We start from the raw sequence: 13,761 nt of genomic DNA, 5'->3' as shown, positions 1-13,761 counted from the left end.
CTTCACCGGTGACTCGGTGATCAGCAGCACCAGCAGCGGCAGGGCCACCGACGACATCGTCGAACCGAGGGCCGACAACGCCTGGCCGAGCCACAGCAGCCGGAAGTCCCGGTTGTGCCGCAGGGCGCGCTCACCCACGTGTGCCCCACAGCTCGGTCAGCAGCCGGGCCAGCAGGCCGACGTGCTCCGGTTCCATGACCTCGTAGTGGCCCCGCGGGATGACGTTCTCCGTGCGGGTCACGTCGGCCAGCAAGGGGTTCCACGAGTCGAGGTACGTGGTCGCGTCGCTGTTCGGGACCACCTCGTGGTTGCCGCTCGCGACCTCCTGGCTGAACACGAGGTTCACCGGCCACCGGGCCTGGAACGGGTAGCCGTAGCCCAGGATCGCCTTCAGCAGGTTGTGCCAGCCGCGGACGCTCAGCAGCCACTCCTCGTCGGTCAGCTCGTCCTGCGGCACCTCCGCCGCGAGCAGGCCCATCAGCAGACCGAGCGCCCGGGCGCGGACCTGGTCGTCGGGTCCGTCCGCGCACAGCTGCACGAACAGGTCCTCGCACTCCTGGAAGTCGCGCAGCAGGTAGTCCAGGTCGGAGACCGGGGCCACCGGGTCGAGCAGGGTCAGCGTGACCTGGTGCCCGGCCTCGGTGAGCAGCCGGGACATCTCCCAGGCGATCGGGCTGCCGCTGCACCAGCCCATCAGGCGCACCTCGGACAGCGGCACGTCCAGGGAGTCGATGTAGTGGCGGGCGAGCACGTTCGCCGTCAGGCCGTCCGGGAACCGTTGCGCCCCTTCGTACTGGAACGCGACGACGGGCTGGTCGGCGGGCAGCTCGTCGGCGAGCTTGTCGTACCAGTGCGCGCTTCCGCCGCCGGGGTGCACGCACAGCAGCGGCGGTTGGCCGCCCTCCCGCCGGAACCAGACCAGCGGTCCCTCTGCCGACTCGCTGTCGCCGGTGGTCACGGCCTCCGCGATGCCGGCGATCGTCCGCTTGCCCAGCACGTCGGCGCTGGAGACGGTGTGCCCCAGCGCGTTCGCCAGCTGCGACGCGAGCCGCACCGCCAGCAGCGAGTGCCCGCCGAGCTGGAAGAAGTCGTCGTGCACGCCCGCCGTGTCGACGCCCAGGACCCGCTGCCAGACCTCCGCGATGGTCGCCTCGACGGCGTTGCGGGGCGGCACCAGGGGCGTCCGGCGGTCCTCGGCGACCTCGATCGCGGCCAACGCCTTGCGATCGAGCTTGCCGCTCTCGGTCCTGGGCAGGTCGTCGAGCCGGGCGATCCGGTCCGGCAGCAGGTAGGCCGGCAGCCGGGCGCGCAGGAAGTCGTCGAGCTCGGCCTCGGTGACCGGGCTGCCGTCGGCCGCGGCGGCGAAGACGACCATGCGGCGCAGGTCGGTGTCGCCCTGCACGACCGCGACCGCCTGGCGGACCTGCGGGTGGGTCTCCAGCACCGACTCGATCTCGCCGAGCTCGATCCGGTGCCCGCGCACCTTCACCTGCTGGTCGAACCGGCCGAGGAAGACGATGTCCCCGTCCTGGCGGCGGACCACCCGGTCGCCCGTGCGGTAGAGCCGCGCACCGGGCACGTCCCCGAACGGATCCGGCACGAACCGGTCCGCGGTCAGGTCCGGGCGGGCGGCGTACCCGCGGCCGACCGCCGGGCCGCCGAGGCACAGCTCGCCGGGCACCCCGATCGGCACCGGGTCGAGCATCCCGTCCAGGACGTGGCCGGTGACGTTGCCGAGCGGCCGGCCGATGGTGATGCCGCGGTCGAGACCGGGGAGGATCTCCGTGCCCGTGGTGAAGATCGTGCACTCGGTCGGGCCGTAGATGTTGAACAACCGCACCCGGTGCGCCCACGTGCCGGCCAGCTGCGGCGGGAACTCCTCGCCGCCGACGGCCACCACCTCCAGGCTCGGCACCTGATCGGGGTCGAGCACCGCCAGCGCCGACGGGACGGTGACCAGGTGCGTCACCCGGAACTCGGCGAGCTGGCGGGCCAGCACGTCGCCGACCGCGAGCACGTCCGGGTCGGGAACGCAGACGGTGCCGCCGTGGGCCAGCGCCTGGAAGATCTCCAGCAGCGCCATGTCGAACACGACCGGGGCGACCTGGGCGACCCGGTCGCCGGGCTTGATGTCCAGCCGCGCGGTGCGCGGGCCGACGAAGTTGGTCAGGCCGCGGTGGTGGAGCATCACGCTCTTGGGTGTTCCGGTGGAGCCGGACGTGCTGACCAGGTAGACCAGCGCCTCCGGGTCGACCGCGACCGGGGCGTCGAGGTCGGTGAAGTCGTCGAACCACGCGGGGTCCACCGCCTCGATCCCGTCGGCGTCGATCTCCGGTCCGATCAGGACCACGGCGCCGGACTCGCGCAGCAGCGTGTCCCGCCTGGCTTTCGGCTGCGCCGGGTCGAGGATCAGGAACGCGGCGCCCGCCCGCAGGACGCCGATGAACGTGGCGATCAGCTCCGCGCCCCGCGGCAGGGTGATGGCGACGACGTCCTCCCGCCCGATCCCGCGCGCCACCAGCCCGGCGGCCACCTGGCACGACCGCCGGCGCAGCTCGCCGTAGGTCAGCTCGCGCCCGGTCTCGCACACGGCGGGTTCGCCGGCCCGGTCGACCGCCCACCGATCCAGGATCTCGACGATCGACTCGTCGGCTGGTACCGCGGGCCTGGCCGACATGGCCACGGCGCGCCGCCGGTCGGCCGGGTCGAGCAGGCACTGCCGGGGGTCGCCGTGCGGTGCCGTGGCCATCGCCGTCAGCACCTGAGTGAACAGCCGGCCGAGCAGCTCGCCGAACTCCGGCGCGACCCGTTCCGGACGGGCCGTGATCGCGACGCAGTCGTGCTCGGTGGACACCGCGATCGCGAACTCGTTCGGGCTGACGTCCTGGACGTCGTCGATCTCGACGAGGTCGGAGTCCAGCACGTGGAAGTTGAGGTAGTTGAAGATCGTGTCGATCAGCGGGACGTCGCCGCCCCAGTCGCGCTGCATCGTCGCCAGCGGGTAGTGGCGGTGCGCCTGGATGGCGACCTCCTCGGCGAAGACGTCGCCGACGTACCGCACCCACGTGTCCGCGGCGGCCGGTGCCGGGCAGGGCACGATGTTGATGAACATGCCCCGGACTTCGTCGCCGTGCAGGCGTTCCAGCCGGCCGTTGGTCACCAGTCCGGCGAAGAACGACTCCTGGCCGGCGGCGATCCCGAGGACTCGCAGGTACGCGGCGAAGAGGACCGTCTTGTACGGCACCCCCGCCAGCCGGGCGAGCTCCCGCAGACCGGGTTCGATCGCCCCGGTGGGCACGCGCACCTCGTAGTGCGGCGCCCCGGCGGGCCCCGACCAGATCTCCGGCAGCGTGAGGCGTTCCCACCGCCCGGTGACCCGCTCGGCCCAGAACGCCCGGTCCTGCGGAGACCGGATCGCGGCCTGTTCCACCGCGATGTAGTCCGCGTACCGCAGGGTGTCCGAAGTGGACCGCGCGGGCACGTCGCCGTCCCGGACGGCCTCGTAGGTCCGCAGGAGCTCCATGACGAAGGAGTTGTGGCTCCAGCCGTCGAGGATCGGGTGGGACTCCACCACGCACAGCTGCCAGCGGTCCGGCGCCGACAGCACGACGTGCAGCCGCCACAACGGCGCCGTGGCGACGTCGAACAGGTCGGCCCGCTCGGCGGCGACGACCTGCCACAGGCGGCTGTCGTGCTCGTGCTCGGGCACGTCCCTCAGGTCGGTGTACCGGATCTCGACCGGGCAGCGCGCGTGCACCAGTTGCAGGGGCGTGCTGAAGGTCGCGAGGTCGAACGAGGTGCGCAGCACGTCGTGGCGCGTCGTCACGAGCTCGGCGGCCCGCCGCAGCGCGTCGAGGGAGAACTCGCCCTTCTCGCGCACGGGGTAGCTGGTCGCGTTGTGGTAGCGGTGGACGTCGTCGTCGCGCAGCAGCTCGTAGAGCATGCCCGCCTGGGCCCCCGCCAGCGGATACGCGTCGACGACGCCGTCCGGCAGGCCGGCGCGGTCCTCGTCGGGGATCAACGCGAACGGCGGCACCAGCGTCTCCGCCTCGACCGGCCCGCCCGCCAGTCCGGCGATCTCCTCGACGGTCTGGCGCCGGAACAGGTCGGCCACCGTGACCTCGAAACCCCGTGCGCGCAACATGCCCACCGCGCGCACGGCCAGGATCGAGTCACCGCCGAGGCTGAAGAAGTTGTCCCGCGCGCCGACTCGGGTGACGTCGAGGACCTCGGCGAGGACCGCCGCTGCCGTGGTCTCCGGCACCGAACGCGGTGCGACGTAGGCGACCGCGGACTCCACCCGCGGTTCGGGCAGCGCCGCCCGGTCCAGCTTCCCGTTGACCGTCAACGGGATCCGCGGGATGCCGATGACCGCGACGGGCATCATGTACGCGGGCAGCCGCGCCGCCGCGTGCCGCAGCACGTCCGCGGCGTCGAGGTCGCCCGCCGTGACGACGTAACCGAAGACGCGTCCGTCACCGGGACCCGACCAGGCCACGTCGACGACCGCCGCGGTCACGGCGGGGTGGCTCGCCAGTACCGCCTCGACCTCCCCGGTCTCGATGCGGTGGCCGCGGATCTTGACCTGCTGGTCGGCACGGCCGAGGTACTCGACCTCACCGTCGGCGGTCAGCCTGCCGAGGTCCCCCGACCGGTAGAGCCGGGCACCCGGCTCGGTGCCGAACGGGTCCGGCACGAACCGTTCCGCGGTCAGCGCCGGCCGGCCGTGGTAGCCCCGCGCGACCCCGGCTCCGCCGACGTGGATCTCACCGGGCACGCCGATCGGCGCGAGCTGCCCCGCGTCGTCCAGCACGTGCAGCCGTACGTCGGCCAGGGCGCGGCCGATCGGGCTGCGGCCCACGCCCGTGCGCACCCGGCACTCATCCGATGTCAGCGTCCTGACCGTGGTGTGCACCGTGGTCTCGGTGATGCCGTACATGTTGATCATGGCCGGCGCGTCCGGGCCGGCCAGCCGGAACCACGGCTCCAGCAGGCCGGGGTCGAGCGCCTCGCCGCCGAAGACCACCGCCCGCACGGCCAGTCCGGCGTACTGACCCCGTTCTTCGAGCGCCCGGGTGAGTCCCGTGAACGCGGACGGCGTCTGGCTGAGCACGGTGACGCCCTCGTCGGCGAGCAGCCGGAGGAAGTCCTCCGGCGAACGGGAGACCTCGAACGGCACCTGGACGAGCCGGCTGCCGTGGACCAGCGCTCCCCAGATCTCCCAGACGGAGAAGTCGAAGGCGTACGAGTGGAAGGCCGTCCACACGTCGTCCCGGCCGGTCGCCAGTTCGAGGTCGAGCGCGCCGAACAGCCGCAGGACGTTGCGGTGCGTGACCATGACGCCCTTGGGCAGACCGGTCGATCCCGAGGTGTACATGACGTACGCCAGATCATCCGGGCTCACGGCGACGTCGAGGTCGTCCGCGGCGTACGCGTCGAGCACGTCCTGCGTCGCGGCGTCGTCGAGGACGACCGTCCGCGCGTCGAGCTCCTGCGGCAGCGCCGACTCGGTGATGACGAGCCGGGCCGCCGCGTCACCGGTCATGAAGTTGACGCGGTCCCGCGGCTGTTCCGGGTCGAGCGGGAGGTACGCCGCCCCGGCCTTGAGCACCGCGAGCAGCGCGACGACCAACTGTGGACCGCCGGTGAGCCGGACGCCGACGAGGTCGCCGCGGCCGGTGCCGAGTTCCCGCAGGTGCCGGGCGAGCCGGTTGGCCTGCTCGTTGAGCTCCTGATAGGACAGTCGGGCAGCACCGCTGCTCACCGCGGTGCGCTCGCCCGCCTCGGCGGCTTGCCGCGCGACCGCCTCGTGGATCCCGTGGCCGACCGGGATCGTCGGCGCCTCGACGGGGTCCCGCCGGTCGAGGTCGGTGGTGAAGCCCAGCCGGGAGACGGGCGTGGCCGGCCGGGCGGCGAGTGCGGCGACCAGCGCCTCGAAGTGCCGGGCCATCCGGTGGACGGTGTCCTGGTCGAACAGGGCGGCCGGGTAGACGATGTCGCCCGTCCAGTCGCCCTCGGCGGTCACGGTGACGGCGAACGAGAGGTCGAACTTGGCCGCGATCCAGTCGACGTCCACGGGCGTGCCGGTCAGCCCGGTCATCGCCACGTCCTCCTCGTCGCCCTCGGCCACGGTGAGGCTCACCTGGAACAGCGGGTTGCGCGAGAGGTCCCGGTCGGTCCGCAGCTCGGTGACCAGCCAGTCGAAGGGCACGTCCTGGTGGGCGTAGGCCTCCACCGACGTGGCCCGCACCTGGTCGAGCAGGCCGGCGAACGACGGGTCGGCCGACAGGTCCGCCCGCATGACCAGCATGTTGCCGAAGTAGCCGATGGTGCCGGCCAGATCGGCCCTGGGCCGTGACGCGGACGGCACGCCCACGGCGATGTCCCGTTGTCCCGTGTAGCGGCTGAGGAACGTGTGCACCGCGGCGAGCAGGACGTGGAAGGCCGTGGCGCCGGCTTCCCGGCCCGCCGACCGCAGCGCGTCGGCCACCACCGCGGGGATGACGAACCCCTCCGAGCCTCCTTCGGGCTGCCACTCGGGCGGGTGGGGCCGGTCGGTGAACAACGCCAGCGCGGTCAGGCCCGACAGCCTGGTGCGCCAGTGCTCCAGCTGGCCCTGGCCGGCGCTCCCCCGGATCCGGTCGCGCTGCCAGCGGGCGTAGTCGCCGTACTGCGTGCGCACCTCGGGCAGCGACGGCGGCCGGGACTCCACCGCCGCCGAGTACAGCTCGGACAGCTCGCGCAGCAGCAGTCCGGTGGACCAGTCGTCGAACGCGATGTGGTGCACGCAGACCACCAGCACGTGGCTGGCCGGGCCCAGCTCGACCAGGTGGGCCTTGATCGGGTGGTCGCGGCGCAGGTCGACAGGTGTCCTCGTCAGCCCGGCGATCACGGGCTGGAGCTCGTCCCCGGCGCACGCGGTCCGGTGCAGCGGAACGGGTGCGGGTTCGTCGATCACCTGGACCGGCTCGCGCCCGTCGAGGACGTACCGAGTGCGCAGGACCTCGTGGCGTGCGACGACCGCGGTGAGCGCATCGGCCAGTGCGCTCACGTCGAGCTCGCCGTCCAGCCGGATCGCCATCGGCACCAGGTACTCGTCCTGGCCGGGGCGCAGCTGGTCCAGCAGCCAGAGCCGTTGCTGCGCGAAGGACAGGGCCAGGGGCCGCGAGCGGGAGAGCGCGGGAATCTCGTCCACAGTGGACTGCGCGGGCGCCCGGCCGGCCAGCTGCCGTTCCAGCAAGGCCCTGCGCAGTTCGGCGAGAGTGCGCCCGGTGGGCTGTGCGTCGGTCGTCATCGCTGGTCGGCCTCCAGGTTCTGGGTTGCTAGTGCCATGACCTCGGCGTCGGACAGTCCGGCGAAGGCCGCTTCCACCTCGGTGCGGATCGCGGCGGCGAGCGCTTCGACCGTGGTCGCCGTGAAGAACCGGTGCAGCGGGAGCTCGACCCCGAACACCTCTTGTGCGCGCATGGACACGCGCGTCGCCGACAGGGAGTGGCCGCCGAGCCGGAAGAAGTCGTCCGCGGGCCCGATGCCGGTCACCCCGAGGACGTCGGCCCAGATCCGGGCGACCTCCTGCTCGGTGGGGTCCATCGGACGGGTTTCCGCCCGTTCGTCGGTGAAGACCGGCTGTGGCAGCCGCGCACGGTCCACCTTCCCGTTGGGTGTCAACGGGATCTCGCCGACCACGGTCAGCGCGGCGGGCACCATGTGCTGCGGTAGTCCTTTCCGGACCTGTGCGCGGACGGCGCCGGCCTCGGTTCCCGCGTCGGCGACGACGTAGCCCAGCAGGCACTCCTCGCCGGTGGGCAGGGAGCCGGGGACCACGACCGCCGCCCGCACTCCGGGGCACGCGGACAGGACCGACTCGACCTCGGCCGGTTCGACGCGGAACCCGCGGATCTTCACCTGCCGGTCGGCGCGGCCGAGGAACTCGACGACGCCGTCCGGCCGGGTGCGGACCAGGTCGCCGGTGCGGTACAGCCGTGCTCCCGGCGGACCGGACGGGTCCGGCACGAACCGGTCGGCGGTCAGGTCCGGCCGGTTCAGGTAGCCCCGGGCGACCCGGCGGCCCCCGACGTGGAGCTCTCCGACCGCGCCGGGGACGACCGGCCGCATCGCCGGGTCGAGCACCGACAGCCGGGTGCCGGGCAACGCCCGTCCCAGCGGCAGGGCGCCTCCCCCGGCCCGTTCGGCCTCGTAGTCGTCCATGATCTGGAACGTGCAGGCGACGGTCGCCTCGGTCGGCCCGTACGTGCAGCCGAACTCCGCCGGCACGCCGAGCGCGTGCCACGCGGACGCGTCGGCGCCGGTCACCACGTCACCGCCGACGCTCATCAGCCGGAGCCGGGCGAGCCGGGGATCACGGGGCCGTGCCGCGCGAAGCAGTTCGCGGAAGTAGACCGGGGTGACGTCCACGACGGTGACGCCGTGGTCGTGGACGGCCTGGAGCATCCGTTCCGGGGTGACCGCCCGCGCGTCGAGCACGACCACCGCGGCCCCGCTCACCAGTGGCGCCACCACCTGGTCCATCGAGGCGTCGAAGCTCAGCGAGGCCAGCAGGGCCAGCCGCTCCCCCGGCCCGAGCCGGTACGCCCGCGCCATCACCTGGCAGTGGTGGGAGAACGAGCCGTGGTCGACCAGCACGCCCTTGGGACGGCCGGTCGAGCCGGACGTGAAGATCAGGTAGGCGAGGTCCGCCCGCGGTGCGGGCAGAGGTTGTGGCGACTGGTCGGCGATCGCGGCCGCGTCACGGTCGAGATCGACCACCGGGACGGCGAACCGGACCTCTCCGGTGGTCACCACGACGACCGGTGCGGTCTCCTCGACCAGCGCGTCGACCCGGTCCCGGGGTTCCGCCTCGCTGAGCGGGAGGTGGACCGCGCCGCACTTGAGCACGGCCAGCAGGGACACGACCGTCCACTCCGTACGTCCCACTCGGACGGCGACCGTCGAACCGGGAACCACGCCGTGCGCGGCGAGGTGACGGGCGAGCCGGTTGCTCCACTCGTCCAGCTCCCGGTACGTCATCGTGCCCGCGGGACCCGTGACGGCGACCGCGTCGGGCCGGTTCGCCGCGTGCTCGGCGAAGAGCTCGACCACGGTGCGCGGATCGTCGTGGTGGTCGGCTGTCCGATGGGCCCGCTCGGCGTCCGTGCGGAGGTCGAAACCGGCGATGTCGGCGTCCGGCTGCGCGGCCACCGCCGCTGCCAGCCGCACGAACCGCTCGGCCAGCCGTGTGATCGTAGCGGGCTCGAACAACGCCGTGGCGTACTCGAACTCGCCGGTCCAGCCGCCCTCGGGGTTCGGGCGCAGGGACAGGCTGAGGTCGACCACCGCCGACCGCGGGGTCAGCTCGACGTCCTGCACGGACACCCCCGGCAGCGGCAACGCCGGGGCGGCCTCGTCGAGCACCTGGAACATCACGTCGAACACCGGTGTCCTGGCCGGGTCGCGGCTCACGCCCAGCGCGGCGACCACGTCGTCGAACGGCGTGTGCCGGTGCTCGTACGCGTCGACCAGCAGCCGGCGCACCGAGTCGAGGAGCGCGAGGAAAGTCCCGCCGGCGTCGGGCACCCGCAGCGCCATCGTGTTGACGAAGCACCCGATCAGCGCGTCGGCCCCGGCGCGCTCCCGTCCGTCGACCGGGGTGCCGACCACCACGTCGGTCTGCCCCGACACCCGGCTCAGCAGCGCCGCGTACAGCGCGAACCAGGTGGCGAACGCGGTGGCGCCGACGGACTGTCCCAAGTGGACCACCTCACCCGGTAGGCGGAACGAGCACACTGCGCCGGAGGGATCGCGCACCTCGGGCCGCGGCCGGTCGACCGGCAGGTGCAGCGGGGTGGTCCCGGACAGCGCCGCGGTCCAGAAACCCAGTCCGCGCACCGGGTCGCGGGTGCTCTCCCAGGCGGCGTGGTCGGCGTACTGCCACACCGGCCGCGGGAGTTGCGCCCCGCGGTAGAGCTCGGCCAGTTCCGCGCCGATGATCTGCCACGACCTGCCGTCGCAGGCGATGTGGTGGGTCAGCACCAGCAGCACGTGCTCCTCGGCGGCGACCCGCACCAGGACGAGCCGGAACTGGTGGTCGCGGGCCAGGTCGAAGCCGTGCGCCGTCGCCTCGGCCAGCACCTCCTCGACCGGGCGCCCGTCCGCGTCGACGACGTCCAGCGCGACGGTGCCGGGCTCGTCGACGAGCTGCACCGGGTCGCCGTGGACGACGTACCGCGTGCGGAGGATCTCGTGCCGCTCCACGAGCTCGTCGGCCGCGCGCTGGAGCGCGGTGACGTCCAGCCGGCCCTGGATGACGTACGTCATCGGGACGAGGTACTCCTGGCGCGAGGCGTCGAGCCGGTCGAGCAGCCACAGCCGGCGTTGAGCGGCGGACAACACGAGCGGTGCGCCGCGGTCGGCCCGGCTCGTCGACGTGCCGGGGTGTGCGGCGGCGCTGTCCAGCTCGACTGCGAGCGCGGCGGGCGTCGGTGCGGTGAACACGGCTTTCACGGGCAGGTCGACGCCCGCCGTGTCGCGAAGCCGGGCCACCAGCCGGGTCGCGGCCAGCGAGTGGCCGCCGAGCCGGAAGAAGTCGTCGTGCACGCCGACTCCCGCGATGCCCAGCACCGCCGAGAACGCCTCCGCCACGGTCGTCTCGGCGGCCGTGCGCGGTGCGACGACGTCCACTCCGGACACCGGCCGGGTTCTCGGCGGTGCGGGAAGGGCGGCTTCCCGCAGCTTTCCGCTCGGCGTCAGCGGCAGCTCGTCCAGCTCGACGATCGCGGCGGGCACGAGGTGAGCGGGCAACCGGTTCCGGAGGAACTCACCGATGCCGTCGCCGGAACCGGCCACGACGTACGCGACCAGTTCCCCGTCGCGTGCCACGACCGCGGCGGCACGGACCCGCGGGTGGGCCAGCAGTGCGGCCTCGACCTCCGCGGGTTCGACCCGGTGGCCGCGGACCTTGACCTGGCGGTCCACCCGGCCGCGGAACTCGAGGACCCCGTCCGCGCGACGGCGGACGACGTCGCCCGTGCGGTACATCCGGGCCCCGGCCTCGTCGGTGAACGGGTCCGGCAGGAACCGCTCGGCCGTCACCGCGGGCCTGTCGTGGTAGCCCGTGGCGATCCGGCGGCCACCGAGGAACAGCTCGCCCGGCACGCCGACCGGAACCGGCTGGAGGGCGCCGTCCAGGACATAGGCGCGCGTTCCCGCGACAGGCCGGCCGATGGGAACGACGTTCTCCCCCGCGAACGCGTCGGGCGCGTCCAGCACCGCGCAGGTGACCGTCGACTCGGTCGGGCCGTAGCAACACGTGAGCCGCCCGGTGAAACCACCGTCGCGCCAGCGCCGGACGTCGCCGCCGTGCACGACGTCCCCGCCCAGGTTCATCAGTTCGACCGACGCCAGCCGCGGGTCCCGCACGGCCGCCCGCGCCACCAGTTCCCGGTAGTACAGCGGAGTCACGTTGACGTGCGTGACCCGGTGGCGCCGGACGGCGTCGAGGAGCTGGTCGGCGCTCAGGCTCCGGGGGTCCAGCGGGACCACCCGCGCACCGCGGACGAGCGCGGTGAGCAGCTGCTCCAGCGACACGTCGAAGCCGATGGCGGCGACCAACGCCACTCGCGAGCGCTCGGTGATCCGGTACTCGACCGAGATGACCTGCAGGTGCTCGCTCAGCGCGCCGTGGGAGACCCAGACTCCCTTGGGCTTTCCGGTCGAGCCCGACGTGTAGGCGATGTAGGCGGTGTCCGACGGGTCGATCCGCGCGGTGGACAGGTGGTCACGGTCCGCGGGGGCGCGTTCCGCCTCGACGTCGAGCACCGGTGCGCCGAGGTCGCCGAGTCCGCCGCTCACGACGACCGACCGCGCCCCGGCGTCCGCGACGAGCTCGCGCAGCCGTTCGACCGGCTGCGCGGGGTCGAGCCACAGCACGGTGGCTCGCGACGCCATGACGCCGAGCAGTGCGGGCACCAGATGAGGGCCCCGGTGCACGCAGACCCCGACCACGGACCCGCGGGTGACGCCGTTCTGCACCAAGGCGTGGGCGAGGCTGTTCGCCGCATCGGCGACAGCTCGGTAGTCGAGGGATTCCTCGACCGCGATGGCGTCCGGACGCAGCCGCACCTGCCGTGCGACCAGTTCCACCGTCGAGACATCCTCGACGGAGGCGGGCCGGTGGTCCACCTCGTCGAGGTGGTGCCGCGCGGTGGACAGCGGGAGCTCGACGACGCGACGGCCGGGTTCGGCGACCGCGCTCTCGGCGAACTGCCGGAAGAGCCGGGCGAACCGCTCGACAGTAGCCCGGTCGAACAGGGCCGTCGCGTACTCGAAGTGGCCGGACAACCCGCCGTTCCCGTTGTCCCACAGCGCGAGCGTCAGGTCGACCTTGGCGGCCGACGGCGGAGCGGTGACCTCCTCGAAGCGCAGACCGGTGCCCGCGAACGAGGTGCCGGACCCCTCCTCGAGCACGAACATGACCTGGAACAGCGGGTTGCGCGCCAGGTCGCGGTCCGGCCCGATGCGCTCGACGAGCAGGTCGAACGGGACGTCCTGGTGCTCCATGGCCGCCAGGGACGTCTCGGCGGTGGCACGGAGCAGTTCCCGGAAAGTGGTCCGCTCGCCCACTTTCCCGCGGATGACGACGGTGTTGGCGAACAGGCCGACCATGCCGTGGGTCTGTTCGTCCGTGCGGCAGGACACCGGCGTGCCGACGCAGACGTCGGTGTCGCCGCTGAGCCGGGCGAGCAGGCCGGTGAACGCGGCGAGGAACGTCATGAACCGGCTGGCCCCGGCGGTGCGGCCGAGTGCGGTCAGGTCCGCGACCAGTTCGGCGGGCAGCTCGACGTCGACGTGGCCGCCCGCGGGCTGCCACACCGGCGGGCGGGCGCGATCCCGTGGCAGGTCCAGCACACCCGCGCCGTCGAGCTGCCGTTCCCAGTACGCGATCGCACCGGTGACGTGGCCGCGTGCCGCGTGGTCGGCGTAGTCGAACACGACCGGGCTCAGCTCGGGCGGCACGCCGGCCACCGCGGCGGCGTAGAGAGCGCTGAAATCCTCGCCGAGGACGTACCCGGACCACTCGTCGAACGCGATGTGGTGCACGGTGAGCGCGAGGACGTGGTCGTCGGCCGCCAGCCGCAGGAGCGTCCACCGGATCGGATGGTCGGCCGCCAGGTCGAAGGGCGTCCGGTGATCGCGGTCGAGCACCTCGCGGACGCGGGACTCGTCCCCCGCCAGGTCCAGGACGGTGAGCACCGGTGCCACCTCGCCGGGGGCGTCGACCACCCGCTTCGGCTCCCCCGCCTCGGCGCGGTACCGGGAGCGCAGCACCTCGTGCCGCCGGTGCAGGCCGGTGATCGCGGTGCGCAGCGCCGGGAGGTCGAGCGGGCCGCTGACGCGGAACACGTACGGCAGGAGGTAGCCGGTGCTCCCCCGGTGCAGCTGGTCGAGGAACCACATCCGCCGCTCGGCGAACGAGAGCGTCGTGCGGTCGTCGGCCCTGCGCCACCGGACGTCCACCGACGCGGGCGCGTCGGTGGTGGTCATCGCGCGGCCTGGCGGACGCTCAGCGGCCGCATGTCCGTCCACACCTCGCTCACCCGCGCGAGGCACTCCTCGCGGGACCCGGTCGTCCCCTCGGCCGTCCAGCCGAGCGGCAGCGGGCGCGCGGCCGGCCACAGCGAGTACTGCTCCTCGTGGTTGCGGACGACCTGGTAGATCAGATCCTCGGACATGGCTCCACTCCAACGTTCTCGGCGGGGACTGCGG

At 73.2% G+C, this 13,761-nt stretch carries 3 protein-coding genes; all 3 read right to left on the bottom strand.

Annotation, left to right across the window (positions count from 1 at the left end; all coding sequences use genetic code 11):
* Positions 1 to 130: 130 nt before the first annotated feature.
* From VF330_RS25130 to VF330_RS25120, 3 genes are read right to left on the bottom strand one after another with little or no spacing between them, the layout of a single operon-like run.
* On the bottom strand, positions 131 to 7,294 hold the full coding sequence (locus VF330_RS25130) for an amino acid adenylation domain-containing protein (RefSeq protein ID WP_330854135.1): 7,164 nt from the start codon (positions 7,292 to 7,294) through the stop codon (positions 131 to 133).
* Positions 7,291 to 13,539 carry an amino acid adenylation domain-containing protein gene (locus VF330_RS25125; RefSeq protein WP_330854134.1) on the bottom strand — a complete coding sequence of 2,083 codons (6,249 nt, stop codon included), beginning with the start codon at positions 13,537 to 13,539 and terminating at the stop codon, positions 7,291 to 7,293. The genes VF330_RS25130 and VF330_RS25125 overlap by 4 nt, the downstream gene beginning before the upstream one ends.
* Entirely contained in the window at positions 13,536 to 13,727 is a 192-nt protein-coding gene (locus VF330_RS25120) for an MbtH family protein (protein WP_330854133.1), read from the bottom strand. The genes VF330_RS25125 and VF330_RS25120 overlap by 4 nt, the downstream gene beginning before the upstream one ends.
* Positions 13,728 to 13,761: the final 34 nt, after the last annotated feature.

The sequence above is a fragment of the Lentzea sp. genome, assembly GCF_036380075.1.
Lineage (GTDB): Bacteria > Actinomycetota > Actinomycetes > Mycobacteriales > Pseudonocardiaceae > Lentzea.
The sequence above is the reverse complement of the archived record's forward strand: the minus strand, read 5'-3'. Positions and strand labels throughout refer to the sequence as shown.